The organism is Rhizobacter sp. P2_D12 (assembly GCF_056404395.1).
In genome coordinates, this window is the sequence record NZ_JBFUEB010000008.1 from 1 (window position 1) to 17,474 (window position 17,474).

The following is a 17,474-nucleotide window of genomic DNA, read 5'->3' on the forward strand; positions in this document are numbered from 1 at the left end:
GCGAGTGGGCCACCGTGTTCGGCGATGCGAAGATGACCACTGCGCTGCTGGACCGGCTCACGCATCATTGCCACATCCTGGAGACCGGCAACGACAGCTACCGCTTCAAGAACAGCTCCGCTCAACCCACACTGCCCAAGAAGGAGTCCAAAGCCAAGAAGTTATCCACAACGTGAGCCAGCTTGGCTCGAAAACGGGTGGGTCAACATTGGATGGAAAACCCGGGTCAGCTCTCCGTGGAACTCAACAACGTGTCGACATCTGCCGGAGGGTCCGGCAAATGTCCTATTGAGGCCACGTTATTAATAACTCATCGAATGCAAACGATGAGCCAATCTACGTTCGTCGTCGGGGCGGCACAGTGCCCTGCGGGCGCGTAGTTGGGTCCGTCCGCCGAGCGCCGCGGAGCCGGCTGTCGGACATGGGATGAGCCTGCAAGCGTCGGTCCAGCTCGACGGCAAACGTGACGAAGTCAACCTCCAGCGCGCGCAGCCAAGCACGCAGCTCGATCACATCGAGCCGGCGTTCGCCGCTTTCGACCTTGCTAACCGTGGCTTGGCCGCGGCCAAGCCGCTGCGCCAGGTCGGCTTGGCGCAGCTTGACGGACTCGCGGTTGCTCCGCAGAAGCTCCAGGAAGATTTGCTGATGACGGCTGTTTAGAGACTTGAACATGGCGACCCTTAGCCAGCCAGACTAGCCGTACCCGTCGCGTATTCGGAAAGGGAATCTAACCACAGGCTGCGCGGTAGCACAAAGGGCAACGAGCTCGCCAGATCTCGAGCGACTGCAGATACTTCTGGTTATAAAAAACTCAGCTGCTGGACCGAGTCCGGCGGCGCTCTTCAGCCGATGTTTGTCTGCCACAAATCGTTCGAATTTCCCGTCCCTCCGCTCCTTCGCTCGCCCGGGTCCAGCTACTACCGGACAGTCGAACTCTCGCTTCAGCTACCTTGGTTCATCGTCACGTACCTGATCCGCGAGGGTGAGAACAGCTGCTTGCGTTCCGTTTGCTGCAGCTGGGACAACGACCTCATTGAGTTGATCACCCCGCAGGCGTTGACGCAAGCTACCCAGACGTCGCCGCCGACACAGCAGGCGGTTGCCTCCTTGCAGCAAGTCGTGCCGCAGCCGGATGGCAACGGTTGGGCGGTTCGTGACATTCGAAGCGTATGGACTGCGCTCAACGCCTCATCGGACGAACAGGTTGTGATCCTGGAGGACGCATACGGAGCCCAGTTCTACGGCACGTTTCCGAGTGATGAAGCGCCGATCGTTGGTGAGCGACGCCTCGTCGCCCGGATCTGCATGTAGATGCCGCCCATTTCACGCCCCATCCTGTTCTGCGGGGATCCGCATTCCCGGTTTCATCAAATCCTCGAGAGCGCGCGTCGCACCCGTGCGTCGAACGTCGTTCTTCTCGGGGACATGGAGCCTTCCTGCCCTCTTGAAGAGGTGATGGCTTCGCTGCAACAGGACGGCATCGAGTGGTACTTCGTTGCAGGCAACCACGATGCCGACAGCCAGGTGTTAGCCCGCCGCGTCTGGAACCGGAACACGGAGCCGCACAACGTACACGGACGCGTGGTTACGCTGAAAGGAGGCCTACGCTTGGCCGGCCTCGCCGGCGTGTTCAGGGGCGATGTGTGGTACCCGATGGTCGGAGACAAGAACGGAGGCCGATCAACGTACTACTCTCGACTGGATCTCGAGCGCGTGACCCCGCGACAGTACCGTTTCAATCCGTACAATGCGGCGGCTCCCCAGGTGCACCACAAGCACTGGGCCAGCATCTTCGAAGAGGAGTACGACGCCTTGGCAGAAATGCAGGCGGACATTCTGGTGACGCACGAGGCACCTTCCTACCACTGCGACTTCAGCGGCAAGGGAACGGGCTTCCGAGCCATCGACGAGCTGGCAGACTTACTCGGTGCGCGATACGCGGTCCACGGACATCATCACGACAACCAGGACAGCTCTGGATACTGGGTACAGCAAAGGTTCGAAAGCCACGGGGTAGGACTGCGTGGCGTCTCGGCGCTGTGGCCCGACGGCCGATGGGAGGTTGTCGTGCCGGGCGAGATCGACGATGCACGTCGGCGACAACTGAGGGCATCAGAATGAGGCTCCTCGTGTTCGGCGATTCCACCTCGAGCTCGTCGCACGGCCGATCCGGCCGGCTGGCGTGAACTACGACGCGGTGGAACAGGCCGTCGACATCCACCGTCATGCGCGCAACGCGACGCATTGGGCGAAGAGAGGCAGTGCGTTCGGCGGCAAACTGGCTGCACGGCGAACTCGGTGACGCGATGCACGCCGTGCTGTGCGGCGCCGGGCACAACCTGAGGATGATCCTGCGGTACCTGCGGGTACTTGGCTAGCCTGTAGCGGCGGCCCTCGTATGGCTCTCGTTGCTCATCGCCTGCTTGCTCAGGCCTCCTGCCGCACCTCGCGCTTCAGTCGCCGGTTGACAACGAGTTGTTCAGGGCAGATTACTCATCGTCGTTCAGCGCGTGTCGCTGCCAATCACGCGCTCGGCGTAGAGATCGGCTGCACTGTGCAGATCTGCGAACTGGTCGGCACCGAAGGCAAATGCTCCGGATGAGCGCTCGACGCGCTGCGTGCCAGGTCGCCACTTCTACTGCGTGCCCACGCCACCCTCAATCTGTACTGCGGCGGACTGAGCGGCTGGCGTTGACGCCTTTCGAGAAACGCGCCGCTTGCGCTTCGTTGGTTCGTTGGAAGACTCAACACTCGACGGAGATCCCGAAGCATCGATCAGGAACCGGTTGCGGTTCTTCACACCAACAATCCAATTCGGAGGCTTGCCTCGCCCAGTCCATGTCTTGCCAGACTTCGGATCCCTGTATTTGGGCGCTCCGACAGTGATCTTGGCCTCGCGTCGACCCTTGACGGCCGCCCGTTTTTCGAGGCTCCGCGCCAGACCCAGATCCTCATGCGTCAATCCGTAGGCGGCAATGGCTTCCTTGATTCTTGATATAACGCCGGCCACTTCCGCTTTCCGCAGTTTCTCGGCCTCCCGTTCCAACTTGACAATCTGAGCCTTTAGCGATGCATAGGTCTTCATGAATATGTTTCCAACGAAGTATCGGAATGGGCCATTCTCGCCTCGATTTGATGCTTAGCGCTAGCGGACCGCTGTGAAGTCGACAAGCGCCCTGCCCAAGGCCAAGGTCTGCTATGCCCAGCGGTTGCGGTCTATCACTCGGAAGCCTGCCACCGTCCGCTGGCCGCCTCGATGCGGACGTTGGAAAGATCCAGGAACTTCAGCGGCACTTGGGCAAGGACAAGTAAGAACGGAACGACGCACCACACTAGACCAAGTCAGCCGAGTTCTCTGGCCACCAGCGATCCAACAATTAGCTCTGCCCACCGCAGGCAGTCGAAGACTACTGATCGAAGGATGGGCTTGGAACCGTGCACATCCCCCATCTTGGAACGCAGCGTCTGCATCACGTAGGCCCCTTGATTCAATGCACCCTCGAGGTTCTTGTGGAACGGCACGATCTCGGACTGCGGCCAACCGAGTTCTTTGAGCTGCTCGTCGAGAGTGGTCAGTACGCCCTTTGCCTGTGCCGCCTTCTTGCACGCCTCCTGGAATGAGGCGTCGGCGGGATCGCCGAGACTCATCTGCCTGTAGACCATCGCGGTCGCCGAGTCCACGGCCCCACATGCTGCAGAGATCGCGCCGGACAGATCACCGTCTCTGAATCGCTGCGCTGCCTTCAAGAGGTCCTTCCGACACTCCCCGGGCGTGTCATCGAGCGTTTGAGGGCTCAGCACCTGGATGGGAACGAGCGTCTGATCGACAAACGACCACCCCAGCCGATCCAGGTACTCCGACAATTTCTCTTGAGATTGAGGCCTACGACGCAGGACCTCTTCGATGATGATGGTCAGGAACTTCTCTCGAGCGCTCGGTAGCATCTTGGCGTACTGCCGGTCCACCGCGGTCATGAGCTGACCTTTCGAGGCGCCCCCTTGCTGCTTCTGATCAAGGTGAGCGAGTGTCGTGACGTCGAGGCCACCCAAGCCAGTGACTTCCTTGATGTCGTAGAAGATCAACTCTTGGAGGCATGCGCGCACGGCTGGCCATGCAGCAAGAAAATCAGCAGGTGAGTTCGTAGTCGTAGACATTGTCACCGGCGCCGGCACTTGCACCTGCGGTGTCGGTTCCGGGATACGCACAATAGCAAGCCGGCGAACCTCTGGCACGATAAAACCCTGAATGAGATCGATGTCCTCCAGCGCGGCTCCCCGCTGCGGGATCAGATCCGCCAATTGCTTTGCAAGCCGAGGCCATCCGATGGAGTCGCAGTAGGCCTTCAGCGTCTTCAGCATGCCTGTCAGGACGTTGTCGATGAAGGCGCGCGGCTCTGGGTCGTCTAGGTAGTCGTTCGGCTTGATGCGCAAGGCTTCCAGCCCTTCGAGTGCTGCGAAGAGACCCTTTGCTTGGCTCGGCGAAAGCTCGCGTTCTACGTCAAGCGCGACTATTGGGCCAGAAGGCTCCCTCTCCTGCTGATCGATGAGTAAAGCTTGCAGCGGCGACACTACCGGTGGGTTGCTCCACCTCCGGACTTGTTCAAGGAGCGCGCCGTACGTCTCGTACTGGAGAATCGCCTCCGCCGGCGTCACGAACGCATCCACCAAGCGCAGGTCGGTGCTGCCGCCCGCGCACCAAATCGAAACGTCCCGCATCCGTTGAAGGGCCTCGTCGACGATTGCTCGAGACATTCCGACTTCATCGGCCAATGACACCACGGGCACCTGGCGGTCTTGATCACGAAAGTAGCGACGACGCAGGGCGCCATAGAGCAGCTCGATCTGCCCGAGCAAAAGGATTGCCTTTGGGGAGCCTACCTGAGGTAGTGCTGCAGCGGACACGATGTAGTTGCCACCGTCGCGCTTCAGCATGCCTTCTCGTTCGAGTTCGTCGAGAGACGAGATGTCCGAGTGATGCTCGACTCGGAATTTCAGTGCTGGCAGTGTGCTGCCAGGCGCGACCGAGCGGTCCAATGCAAGCACAAGAAGGCGCTTTTTTGCATCGGATAGTCCCTGGGCGTTAATATCGTCCATCACATCGTTCGAGCGTCTGATTCACGTTGCGAGAGTCTATTGAGCCCGCGCTGCGCCGCCCACGCCGCAATCGGGCTGTAACGTTTCCACCATCGCTTTAGCGCAGCAGTTTCACCCGCAGGCGACGCGCCCGTTCGGTGAACGCCTTCTCGCCGCCTTCGAGGATGTCGCACACGACCTCACGGATACCGGCATCTTCCAACCCGCCGGCGACGTAGCTGAWGGACGGCAAGCCGCCGTCCGCTGCAGGGCTCGCGTTCGCCACGATGATCTGATCGGCATCGGTATTGATGACCAGGTTCGCGTTGTGCGTGACCATGATCACCTGGCGCTTGGCCTTCGCTTCGACGAACAACGTGACCAGTTCGTCGAACACCGATTTCGGATCAAGGTTCTCTTCGGGCTGGTCGATGATCAGCGGGCGGTCGTCGGAGTCATCGAGCGCGAGATAGAGCAGCAGCAGGACGATGCCTCGAGTTCCCGGTGAGAGTTTGCGGATATCGATCCCGTCGTAGAGGATTTCGTACTGGACAGCAATGTGGTCGGTGCTAAACAGCCACTGCGCGAACCGCTTCAACCAATGCCGGAACGCCTCCTGCTCGGCCGGCGCGTACGGCGCGTGCGCGAGCAGCTCCTTGTAGTGCGCCGTGATGAAGGCGGACATCGCGCCTTCGATGTCTCGTGCGGAACCGGTCTCCCACGTCGGCTGAAGTTCCGCGCGTGCGATCTTCTCCAACGCACCGATCCCGTAGAACGAGCCGGCCTTGCGGCGATCGATCAATTCTTCCTCGCCTTCGGCGGCCCAGCGGGCGACATCGGCGATACGCCTGACCTTGACGCTGAGTCGCTTCAGCGTTCCGCTCATCGCATCGAGCCGTTGCATCAGCGGCGCATACAACTCGATCAACGCCTCTTGTTCGTTGATCACCGCGGCAAACAGACGTCCATACGCCTCGTCGCGCTCACGCTGCAGCGCCTTGCGACGATCGAACGCGCCCTTCGCGTTGTCCAGCCGGGTCTTCAGTGTCTGCAGCGCGGCCTTCTCGGTCGTGATCTTCTTGGACAGCGACGCGTACTGGTTCTGCACCACCTTGTCGGCGCTGATGGACAGTTCCAGCCTCGCCATCTCGGCCCGCAGCAGCGCTATCGTCGACTGCTTGAGGTCTGCATCCAAAGGGATCAGCGGGACCTTTAGATCGCCGGGCAGTGGCACGGTCCCGTTGATCTTGGCGATCTCCCTGTCCCCCCAGGTGATGTAGCCGGTCAAGGCCGAGTCGACGTTGCCCTTGTAGACCAGCAGAAAGTCGTCCCACTGCTTTGCATCCAGCCCGCTGCCATGGTGCCTGGACATCACGTCGCGCAGCATTTCGGGCGACCTGGCGTTGCGCGTGTTGTTCACCTCGTCTTGCATCGCAACGAAGGTCCGGCGCTGCGCGCCAAGGGCGTTGACCCGGGCATTCAGGGAAAGGACGGCTTCGGCAAGTGCCGTGTGACGCTGAACCTGTGCTTCGGTGCCCTTCTTGATCGCGAGCTTGGACTGGTCCGCGGTGTAGCCCTTGATCAGCTTGTCCTTCGCGGCCACCTGTCCGGCCAGGGCCTCGACGAGCGCTTCGTTCTCCAGTTCCACGGCGATGCGATCCGAGGTCGCCACGATAGCCTCCCCCTCCAGCCGGCGAGCCTGCTGATAGCGCACCGTCCGCTGGTCGCGCAGCTCTTCGAAACTGTAGGCGCCCTCCTGGCCGTCCTGCGTGTACGCCTCGAAGATGACTCGTTCGATCTCGCGTACAAGCCCTTCCGAGGCCCCCTTGGAAGAACACAGCTCCTCGACGAACTGTTGCGACAGATATCGCGCGCGCGGATATGCAAGGTCGTCGGCGTCCCTACCGTCGAGCCAGCAGACCGACGGATCACCGCCACCGCCCCAAGACAATGCCGCGCGTGCATCGCCGATCAGCGGACGCGCCCGGACGAGAAACGATGGGCTGATGTTCTCGTCCGCATTCCACGCTCTCTCGGAGATCGCGCCGCACCCGGCGGCGATCACGTCGGCCAGCGCGGTCTTGCCCGACCCGCGCGCGCCGATGATCGCGACGAGCCCAGCGTTCAACAGTATGTCGTTGGTTGTGATCCACGACGCGTCATCGATGCGGACCTGAGAGATCACTTGCGAAGGCATCGCCCCCTTGGGCGGTTCGCTGCCGACCCAGGCGCGGCCATGCGGATCGATGCAGGCCTGGCGCAGCGCCTCGAAAGTCAGTGCGCCTTTGACCCAGGTGTACCGGTCCTCGGCAGGCCGTCCGACGGTCGCAAGATCGTGCGCATCGCAGCCATTGAGGCAAGGTTTGCAGCCGTCGTACCGATGCAGCAACTGCTCAGCGGTGACGTCCTTCAGGCCCAGCCAGAACTCACGCTGCGCCGGACTACCCGCGAAGATGATGTGCGAGAACTTTTCGATCTCCTGACGGATCGTTTTGTCTGAAGCCTGCTGCAGTCCCGAGGTGCCGTCGCCCTTCGCGCCCGCGACCGCAATCAGAATGTTTCCTCTCGCCCAAGCGCTCTCCTTGAATGCGTTGCGCAGCCCGTCGAAGCTGACCCTGAACTGCGTGGCACCGTATGCCAGCGCCTTGCGATCGTCCTTGATCGATGTATCGGACACCTTGCCCAGCCGGATCAGATCGACTTCGGTACAGTCGTAGCGGTCACTGTGCGCCCCGAAATGCAGACGCGACAGGAAGCGCTTGATCTCTTCCACGTGGTCTGGATCTTCAGGACTCGCGAGGAGATGGAGATTGACGAACCCGGTCTTGGCAGCCACGTCGAGGCGAAGCTCGATGTTCGGGAACAGGAGCTTCACGCCCGGCAGACGCCCTTGTTCCCTGTGGCGGCGCACCTCTTGGTAGGTGTTGGTGGTGTAGTAGTCGGTGATGCCGAGCGCTTCGATGCGAGGCGTGCACGACTCGATGGCTTGCAAATACGCCGCCCACGGATCGTCGCCGCCAAACTGGTCGTTCAGCACGGTGCCAGGCCCGTGGATGTGCGGGTCCCAACGATGCCACTGCGAACCGCTCGTGATCATCCTGCACTCCTCCCCTTCATCTCTTCGGCGGTGACGGTGCGCTTGTTCGAAACGCCGCCGAGCGCTGGCCCCATCGTGCCGCACGCCATCTGATCGCGCCGCAGCAATTGAACCCGGCGAAGAAGAATCGCTGCAAGCCCACACCGCCGCTCATCCTGTGCGCAATCCAGCCGTCGCCTCGCGGCGACCCAACACGATCGCACGACGAGGCCGATGCGACATCCGCACAGAGCAGGATGCAACGCCGCCGGGCTTGTGCTCAAAGGCCGTTCACTCCGCCTATTCAGTATCACACACCATGCCCATCGACTGCCGACAGAACTACCGCGTTGCCGGCCTGTCACTGCCCCTAGGCGGAAGGCGTATGGCACTGACCTGATCTACGGCAACGCGTTGCCGTCCTGTTCGATGTCGTCGAGCTTCGCCGGCTTGACGCGAAGCCGCTGCGCGATGTCTTGCGCAGCGCAATCCCGATGCGCGCGCTGCTCTCGCTCGACGAAGGACGTTCGGACCGGTTTGCGCGTCGGCGAAGACCCTTCCTACTCGCTGGACTGCTTCTCTCTGGCCGGAATCCGCGCGAACGACCCCGAGCAGTCCTTTGCCCCGCAGACATTCTTCGCGGCCACGCTGCGGTTGCAGCCACTCAACTTCTGACTCTGACGGCACGGTCTTGTACTCGCTGCGGTCATCGCCCCAGCGGAGGGGGCAAACTAGCGTAAGTGGTACGCCGGCGCCAAAAGTATGCTTCGCGGAAAGACAAACATTGCAGGGAGCGTCAAAACACATGGCGACACTAGGTTCTGTAGGCCCTTCTAGAAGCGGAGACCAGTTCCACTATCAGTGGGCTGCTCGGCAATGCCTCGGGCTTCTTGCCGGGAAAGACGGTCTTGTGGCGGTGTCGATTGAAGGGGCATCGCTGGCCGAAGGTGATGCCTCGACGGACGCTGGCGATGAGGTCATTGACGTCGGCCTTTACTACGGAAGCGAGGAGCTGACTGAGGCCAAGGCCATCCGTTATGTACAGCTCAAGCATTCATCCAAACAGGCGCACCAGTCGTGGACAGCGAGCGGTCTGGCCAAGACCATGGCCGGTTTCGCCAAACGCTTCAAGGACTTGGAGAACACGCTCGGAATCGACGTCTTGGCCGAGAGGGTGAGATTCAGCTTTCTGACCAACAGACCAATCGACGAAGGCGTTCTTGAAGCCTTGGCCGACATCGCCGCGGGCGTTAAGGCACCGCGCCACGGTGCAACTGCCCGCCTGCTGATGCGTTATGCGAAGCCGGCAGGCGGCAATGTGCAGCGCTTCTTTAAAGCCTTTTCGGTAGAAGCCGGCGAGCCCGATCTGTGGGAGCAGCGCAATCTGCTGAGCCAGGATCTTAGCGCGTACATGTCGGAGCCAGACGCTGACGCCCCCCTGCAACTGAAGGAGTTGGTCACTCGCAAAGCCGCAGACGAGGGGGCGAAGGACCGTTCGATCCGGCTCTACGACGTGCTTCGCGTCTTGCAAGTGACTGAGATCGATCTCCTGCCTGCGCCCTCATTAATCTCCGAGCCAAAACAGGTGCTCCCGCGGGCGCAGCAGGCGGACATACTGACGGCGTTGCTTGCCGCGCAACGCCCCGTGGTCATCCATGCAGACGGTGGCGTGGGCAAGTCAACTCTGTCGGCACGTCTGGCCCGCGCCATGCCCGAGGGGTCGGTCGCAGTGCTGTACGACTGCTTTGGTGACGGGACGTACCGCCAGGCCTTGAAGTACCGCCATCGGTATCGCGACGCTCTCGTCCAGATCGCGAATGAACTTGCAGCCCAGCAGCTTTGCCTTCCGTTGATTCCGTCCACGGGCGCCGATCCCAAAGCGTTCATGCGAGCCTTCGTATCACGGCTCAAGCAAGCGCTCGATCTTCTACGGGCTCGTACTCCCCAAGCGAGCCTTTGCATCATCATCGATGCAGCTGACAACGCATACATGGCCGCACATGAGATTGGTGAGCGCGCCTTTGTATATGACCTGATCAACGCTGACATGCCCGACGGGGTGCGATTGGCTTTCACGTGTCGATCCCACCGTCGAGAGCATCTGGGGGCTCCACTCGACACTCTTGTGATCAAGCTGGAGTCATTCTCTAAGACGGAGAGCGCCACGCATCTACGGCTCACCTACCCAGACGCAACAGACGCCGAGACCGCGGAGTTCGCCTATCTCAGCAGTGACAACCCCCGGGTTCAGGCCTTGGCTATGGAAGGTGTCCCGCCCATCGGCGACATGCTCATGGCACTCGGGCCAACGCCAACGACAGTTCAGCGCGCAATCGGAGGCCTGCTGACCAAGGCTGTCGACAGGTTGAAAGCCGAGTCGGGCCCGACAGAAGCGAGTCAGATCGACCTCATCTGCAGGGGTCTTGCGGTACTGCGTCCCCTGGTACCGATTTCCATCTTGGCCCAGATCGCCGGGGTGCCCGAGAGCGCAGTGCGAACGTTCGCGACTGAGTTTGGGCGCCCACTGTTCGTCAAGGACGCGGGCCTGCACTTCTTGGACGAACCGGCGGAAACCTGGTTCAACGAGACGTTCAAGCCCGATGCGGCCGCACTCGATGCATTCCTCGCAAAGCTGAAGCCCCTCGCGGTAAGCAGTTCGTACGTTGCGGCGGCGCTGCCTCAATTGTTGCTGTCCGCGGGCCGGATGGACGAACTGATCGCACTCGCACTCTCGAATGAAAGCCTGCCCGAGCTCAACCCTTTAGAACGACGAGACGTAGAACTTCAACGCCTGATGTTCGCCCTCAGAGCTTGTTTACAGCAAGGGCGCCATGTGGCTGCTGCCAAGCTCGCGCTGAGGGTCGGAGGAGAAGTGGCTGGCGAAGCTCGCCAGAATGCCCTCATACAGCAGAACACGGATCTTGCCAGCGCCCTGCTGGCTGCGGATCGCATCGAGGAGCTTGTCTCTAGACGCACGTTCGGCGGCGGATTTCTTGGCTCACATCATGCATACGAGGCGGTGCTGCTTTCCGGCAGCGACGACCTCATTCCCGAGGCTACGAGCAGATTGCGCATGGCCTGGGAGTGGTTGGTCGTTTGGAGCAAACAGCCTCGCAAGCGCCGCAGAGATAACGCGATCGACGACGCCGATCGCGCTGAACTCGCGATCGGCCTTTTGAGGCTGCGAGGCCCCGCTGAGTCCGCGAGATTCCTCAAGGGATGGCGTCCGAGAACGACCGTCTTAAACACCACGAAACTCGTTGCCGCCCGACTGGCGGATCTCGGCGACTACAAGCGGCTGGATGAGCTTGCCGAGCACGCCGACGGGGACGTTTGGATGTTGCTGGGCCTCGCTGCGGAAGCAACACGAGTCGCCCATCCGTTACCGGAAGAGCCGTTGCGCCGTCTGATGGATATCTTGACGACCCCCAAGGTCAAGCTGCAAGACGAGGATCTCTCTTGGAAGCTGGGCAGCGACGTGCTGGATGCTGTCAGGTCTGCGATCACACAAGCGCTGCGACGCTTACCGCGCGACGATGCGACTTGGGCTGCGGTGCTCCGGCGCTACTTGCCGGCAGATCCGCCCAGCCAGCTCCACGATTTCGACTCCGAACGCGTGAAGCTCGTCAGGGCATACGCGCTGGAGGCGGCGCTGCGCGGTCAGCGAATTGCGCTGATCGACCTCGCATCGAAAGAAGTACGCCAAGAGTTCGAGCCAGCGCGATCTCAAAGCAAAGGGCGGGAAGCAACTCTGCTCGAACTCGCAACTGGAGGCGTCCTCGCCTGGTTCGTCTTGGCCGCCGAGATTGCGTGTCGCCGCCTGCCTGCCGATCTCAATCAGCAAATTGAATCCGCTCTGAGGCAGACGAAATCGGCTTCATCAAGGGACTACCAGCAAAATTTCAATCTCGAGATGATTGCTGCTGTCGAATGGACGCAGATTCTGCGCGACGCGGGGGCTGCTCAACCAGCTCAGGCCGAGGCGCTCCTGAAATGGGTCGATGAGCAAGACCGAATCCACTCGACTAGCCTCACTGCGATGTGTCGTGTCGCCGCGCGGACAAACGGCCTGGCCGACCTGTCTCTGGAGCTCAGCACCAGGGCTTTCGCCCAGTTGTCCGTGTCGCGCAACGATGCGGAGATGCGCGTCGACGATCTACAGGAGTTGGCGCGCGCAATCTTTTGCGTCAACAAGTCGGAATCGGCCGTTTACTTCAACCAGGCAATCGACATCGCGAGCAAGATTGGAGAAGAGCACCTGTCGCGGTGGACGACGTTTCTCGATCTCGCTGATGCAGCAAACCGCCTAGACAAACCGAGGCCTCGGACCGCCTATCGATTGGCGCGGATAGCGGAGCTCACCTACGAGCACATGGCTCGGGACAAGTACATGGATTGGGATCGACTCGTTGAAGTCCTGGTCGGTCTGTGCCCATCATCCAGCCTGGCGATCCTGAGTCGGTGGCGAGATAGAGCGTTTGGGTTTGCCGGCGATCTTTTCCCGATTGCGATCTACAGGCTGGTCGCCACCGAGCACCTTCCGAAGGGGGCCCCCATTGCGCTGAGCGGCACCGTGAGAGGATGGAAGCGCGTCGACGACGCCAAGGCTGCCATCGATGCAGAGCCAAACGCCGATCGAAAGACGTTGATTCTTCAGACTGCCTATCGGTTCATTCGCATCCATCTCACCGACGCGTCGACCTGGCGCCAGCTTGAGACTCTGGCCGACTCACTCGACGTTGTACTTCCAGACCTGGAGCGCCTGCTTCGGGCATCAGAAGCCAATGAGTCCATTGAAGCGGCGACGAAGGCTCCCGCGCCCTGGGAAGCACTCCACGACGACATCGAAAAACCTGACTGGGATGCAATCTTCAGCGGTTTGGATCTTTGCGACACAGTTGCTGTCCACGCGGCCCGACGGAATCTCAAGAAGTATGGCCATCGCACGTACGTTGGGGAGTTCTACAAACAAGGGTGCCAGCGTGCGACCTTGTCGCAGATCGATGGGTACCTTCGCGCAATCCTTTCTGATGACGGGTTCGACCTGTACCACTTCATCGACGTGGCCCGGAACCTGTCGGAGCCCAGCAAGAGGCTTCAGTCCGTTCGCAATGAGCTGAGGAAAGCAGTCCTCGCGCTTGCTACCAGTGAACCCAACCGCGTTGGACGCCGGGGCTGGGGGGGTGGAGGTCCTTTCGATGCACTCTACGCAGCGGGCCTCGTGACGGAAAGGGAAGTCGGGGCCGCTCGGATCAAAGGGTACCTCTCGCGGCTCGATACGCTGGGTGCAAACGACCTATTCCACTTGGTTGACCCGCTCGCGTTGCACTTGAACTCCGACGAGGCCGATGAGGTCCTGAACTTCGGCTTTGACCTGCTGGAAGACGTTCTGGAGGCAAATGACGGTGACGGACCGTGGGACGACGCGCTGGCACCTTCATCCTCATGCGAGGAGGCCTTGGCCGGCTACCTCTGGGCGGGTCTAGCGCGGCCCTCCACCGCGGAGCGCTGGGAACACACCCATTGCATCCGCAACTGCCTCCAACTCGAATGGACATCCCTGCTGTCTGCGCTTGCGGCTCGCGCGACCATTGCTGACCCAACGCCATTCGTTGACCGCGGGCTTACTTTCTACGAGTGGCACGCGCGCCAATGGCTCTGTCTTGCCTTGGCACGGGGCGCGATGGATGCACCCCACGCCGTCACCCCGTTTCTTGCCTTTCTGGCCGCCGCCGCGAAGGAGCAACACGTCGTCATTCGGCATTTCGCGTCAGACGCACTGAAACGCCTCCACGCGATAAGCGCATTGCCGACGGATCTGTTGGCTGTCGTGAACGATGCAAACCGCTCCGAGCTCTCCATTGAGACGTGCGCGAGAGGCGACTGGGACGTCATTGACGACGTCGCTTCAGATGCGGATCCAGCGTATGACGACGAGAGGTACTACTTCGGCATCGACATTGGCCCATATTGGTTCGCACCCTTGGGCCGTATCTTCGGTCTGAACGAGAAATCCATCGAGCGGCGAGCTCGGTCAGCCTTGCGCGGGCGCATGTCGCTGGGACCTCACAGGCATGTCGATGATCAGCGCTATAAGCGCGGACTTTATCGAGGACGAGAAACATCGCACTCGCATGGCACCATGCCCGAAACAGAGGACATAGTCGTCTACCAGTCCTATCACGCCATGATGCTGGTGGCTGGGTTGCTTCTAAAGACCAAGCCGATACGCCGCCGCGCCGAAGAAGAGGACAACCCTTTTGACGACTGGTTGAAGGAACAGTTGTTGACTCGCGCTGACGACCGGTGGCTCGCTGACCGGCGCGACCCCGAGATCCGTATCTCCGGCGCGACGAGCGGAGCTCGATCAAATGCCTCATGGTGCTGGGAGGTGACTAGACAGTACCTGGACGATCAGTTGACGACAGACGATGGCATGAAAGTCCTTTGGGGGCATTGGACGACTACCGATGCAGCCAATGGTGAGAGCGTGTCAGTAGCGTCGGTGCTTGTTCCTTCCCGTCACGCAGAGGCTCTCCTGGCAGCCTTGCAGACCAGTCCTGACCCAGGAAGCATCTACCTGCCTGACGCGGACCACATCGGCAACCGAGGGGATTCTGGTGACCCGGAGATGCGGCTCTTCGGATGGGTCACGGCAGGTAGCGACTCACTGCGCCTTGACGAATACGACCCTTGGGCCGGCAAGCTAGCCAGCCCGGGTCCGCGACCTTGCCCGACGATCCTTGACGCCTTGAAGCCGACGACTGATCCAGACGCGAGGTCTTGGACGCTTTCATCAGGCGGCACGATGAGGAGCGAAACCTGGTCACGCAGCGTCGGCTACGGAGAAGAGCGTGACGCCCTTACTGGCAATCGGCTAAGCGCCGACGACAAGTTCACTTGCGCACTACTGGATGGTCGGTCCGACTGCCTGATCGTACGCGTCAGTGTCCGTCGCAAGCCGCCGAAAGACCAGGCCGGCGATGACGAATACTCTTTCTACAACTGGCCCTATTACCGCTACTACTTGATCGGCAACGATGGAATCAATCGCTCGCTCTAAGGCAGTCATCGAGCTCGGCAGGCGGATCGTTGCCGGCTTGATGCTTGGTGACGATGTCGTGGCTCAGTGGATGGCGCACTTAGTCGCTGAGAAGATCGCCGCCGCAGAACGGGCGCCCGGCGGGGCGACGCGAGATGCCGCCGTAGCTGAATGCGTTGAACTCATTCTGAAGCTCTGGGCGCACCGACACACTCTACCTCCGAACATGAGGCCGCTCAGGGAATTGGACCCGCTCCTGCGCACGCTCAAGTCTCTAGGTGTGGATGACGAAGATGAGCTTAGATTTTTCTCCCACGTCCCACGTGACGAAGAGCTTGACGGCGCCACGGAGGATGAGAAGAAGCTCTTCGAGTTTGCCATTGGCCTCGATCACTCAGCGAGAGAGCTGATCCGCTACGCACTCAGCGCCGCGGCCGAGAGGTCGGCCGATTCTGTGAAGTTGTGGCTTGCAGAGGCTGTCAAGGGCGGCTTAGACGTCACTGTCGAGCTGAGCGTTTCCAGGTTCGTCGCAGACGGGCTTCCCAAGGCCAAGGAAGAGGCCCAGCAGACAGCGATGCTCAAGCGAATCGAAAAGCTGGAGCACTTTGCAGATGCTGCCTTGGCGCTGGCAGCCGAAATGAGGAAGACGCTTCGTCCAGGCGTGGGCGATTGGGAAAGCTGACGAGCGAGGTTTCGCCCTTCGGAGAAGCGCCATGCAGGGCTGACATTAGCGAGAGTGGATTGCACGTCTTTGAATACCGCCTGCAGGGGCTTCCAAAGACCTCCTCGCGAGCGCCAGTAGCGAGACTGTTGATTTCCATCCAGAACTGACCCACGCAAGACCCTGCGGTGGCGGCCCTCGTGATCATGCTGCGCCAGCTCAAGATGCACGGTATGGCCCAGGCCGTGGTATGCGTCCGGCCAAGTCATCTTGATCTGAGGTCGCAGCCATAGGAGGCTCTACTCCACTTAACTTCTCCGTGGACACGTGGACGCTACTGTAGTGAAGGCGGCTGGCCGCCGCCGAAGGCGCAAGCACAGCGCCGAGTTCAAGGCGCAGCTCGTGGCGGCCTGCGAGCAACCTGGCATGTCGAGCGCAGCCGTGGCGATGGCCAACGGCATCAATGCGAACCTGCTGCGCAGATCGGTGAACGAGGCAGAGCAGCGCGGAGCGCCGCTGCTCGCCCCGTTACCGACCTCGACGACGTCTGCACCGCCGGCCCCTGAGTTCGTCCCCCTGCAACTGCCCGCCCCGAAGCCGCAGCCCGACATCCGCATCGAACTTCAACGCAGCGGAGTCAACGTCTCGGTTGCCTGTCTGCGGGCCGCAGCTGAGGCGTACGGCGTGGGCTTCGACTCGCTGAGGAAGTGGGTTGCTGCATACAGCGCTCATGGTGCAAAGGGCGTGACGACGAAGAAGCGAACCAACTACGATCAGGGACTGAAGCTCGAGGTGCTGCGTCGAGTTCAGGAAGAGGGTCTCTCGTGCAGGCAGGCTTCACCAGCCCGGCCAGGGTCAGCGCGAATCCGGCCCACACCGCGGACAGCAGGGCGAGTGCCGACCATCGCCGGATTCCGTTCGTGGGCTCTACTGTGCGACTAGTCGCCTGTTCGCCACTGTGAGGAAGAAGGTCGGTTCAAGTCCCGGTTAGACTCAAGTTTGGAAGGCTGGCCGAGTGGTTTAAGGCACCGGTCTTGAAAACCGGCGAGGGCGCGAGTCCTCCGTGGGTTCGAATCCCACGCCTTCCACATTGGTCGCACAGTTGTGCATCGAGCAAGGAGAGGTTGTCCACAGGGCAGCGCCCCCCTGCACCCCCTCAAACCACAGAAGAATGGTTTAGATAAGGGTTCGAATCCCACCGCTTCCGCCAGTCCGTCATCAGCCACAAGACCGGGCTCGTCCACTGGCGCGACGAGAGCGCCCCCATCCAAGCGCGCATGCCCAACCATCGAAACGCCTGCAGGTTCGTCTTCTGGCTCGCCACCGGCAGCCTCATCGCCTTCTGCCTGACCTTCGGCCTGCCCTTCGTCTCGACGATCGGCGCCGGCAAGATCGTCGAGATGGCCGGCTGCAAGCCACCGTCGTTCGACATGCAGGCCATCTGCCCGCCCGGCAGCTACGCGGAGCCCTTCATCCCGCTCAGCCACTGGTTCACCAGCGGCTTCGCACCCTTCGTCCTGGTGAAGAACTTCGGTGGCCTGCTCACGGCCTGGGCCGGAGCGTGCGCGGCCATCGGCTTCGTGTGCGCGATGCTCGAGTCGCGACGTTCATCCTGACGGCTC

General features: G+C 61.2%; 10 protein-coding genes, 1 tRNA gene and 1 pseudogene. 8 read left to right on the plus strand and 4 right to left on the minus strand.

Features of this window, described 5'->3' with window-relative positions; all coding sequences use genetic code 11:
• The coding region (locus tag AC1DYN_RS03985; RefSeq protein WP_477957883.1) for an ATP-binding protein at window positions 1-176 on the plus strand (176 nt) is incomplete at its 5' end.
• A gap of 160 nt (window positions 177-336) precedes the next feature.
• On the opposite strand, the gene AC1DYN_RS03990 is transcribed toward AC1DYN_RS03985, so the two are convergent.
• Window positions 337-672: a helix-turn-helix domain-containing protein gene (locus tag AC1DYN_RS03990; RefSeq protein WP_477936341.1), complete on the minus strand. Its 336-nt coding sequence runs from the start codon at window positions 670-672 to the stop codon at window positions 337-339.
• A gap of 177 nt (window positions 673-849) precedes the next feature.
• Here AC1DYN_RS03990 and AC1DYN_RS03995 point away from each other — a divergent pair, with 177 nt between their 5' ends.
• Window positions 850-1,311 carry a hypothetical protein gene (locus AC1DYN_RS03995; RefSeq protein ID WP_477871419.1) on the plus strand — a complete coding sequence of 154 codons (462 nt, stop codon included), beginning with the start codon at window positions 850-852 and terminating at the stop codon, window positions 1,309-1,311.
• Window positions 1,312-2,121 (plus strand): metallophosphoesterase family protein, encoded by an 810-nt coding sequence (locus AC1DYN_RS04000; protein ID WP_477957814.1) that lies wholly within the window; start codon window positions 1,312-1,314, stop codon window positions 2,119-2,121.
• A 649-nt stretch (window positions 2,122-2,770) separates the two neighbouring features.
• On the opposite strand, the pseudogene AC1DYN_RS04005 reads toward AC1DYN_RS04000, so the two are convergent.
• The 3 genes and pseudogenes from AC1DYN_RS04005 to AC1DYN_RS04015 form a co-directional block, all read right to left on the minus strand.
• Window positions 2,771-3,085, minus strand: a pseudogene (locus AC1DYN_RS04005) (H-NS histone family protein); the annotation flags it as partial.
• Window positions 3,086-3,342: 257 nt separating this feature from the next.
• Window positions 3,343-5,094 (minus strand): hypothetical protein, encoded by a 1,752-nt coding sequence (locus AC1DYN_RS04010; RefSeq protein ID WP_477957815.1) that lies wholly within the window; start codon window positions 5,092-5,094, stop codon window positions 3,343-3,345.
• A 97-nt stretch (window positions 5,095-5,191) separates the two neighbouring features.
• Window positions 5,192-8,170 (minus strand): TrlF family AAA-like ATPase, encoded by a 2,979-nt coding sequence (locus AC1DYN_RS04015; RefSeq protein ID WP_477957816.1) that lies wholly within the window; start codon window positions 8,168-8,170, stop codon window positions 5,192-5,194.
• A 784-nt stretch (window positions 8,171-8,954) separates the two neighbouring features.
• On the opposite strand from AC1DYN_RS04015, the gene avs3a reads away from it, so the two are divergent.
• The 5 genes from avs3a to AC1DYN_RS04040 all read left to right on the plus strand — a co-directional run bounded on the left by avs3a (window position 8,955) and on the right by AC1DYN_RS04040 (window position 17,468).
• The gene (avs3a, locus tag AC1DYN_RS04020) at window positions 8,955-15,212 is read left to right on the plus strand and encodes an AVAST type 3 anti-phage nuclease/ATPase Avs3a (protein ID WP_477957817.1); all 6,258 of its coding nucleotides are present in this window, start codon (window positions 8,955-8,957) and stop codon (window positions 15,210-15,212) included.
• A complete protein-coding gene (avs3b, locus tag AC1DYN_RS04025; protein ID WP_477957818.1) occupies window positions 15,190-15,873 on the plus strand; it encodes an AVAST type 3 anti-phage protein Avs3b in 684 nt (227 codons plus the stop codon). The genes avs3a and avs3b overlap by 23 nt, the downstream gene beginning before the upstream one ends.
• Window positions 15,874-16,194: 321 nt before the next feature.
• Window positions 16,195-16,794, plus strand: a complete 600-nt coding sequence (locus AC1DYN_RS04030) for a transposase (protein ID WP_477957819.1) — start codon at window positions 16,195-16,197, stop codon at window positions 16,792-16,794.
• 59 nt (window positions 16,795-16,853) lie between these two features.
• Window positions 16,854-16,940 (plus strand) — tRNA-Ser (locus tag AC1DYN_RS04035).
• Window positions 16,941-17,129: 189 nt separating this feature from the next.
• A complete protein-coding gene (locus tag AC1DYN_RS04040; RefSeq protein ID WP_477957820.1) occupies window positions 17,130-17,468 on the plus strand; it encodes a hypothetical protein in 339 nt (112 codons plus the stop codon).
• The last annotated feature ends 6 nt before the right edge of the window (window positions 17,469-17,474 follow it).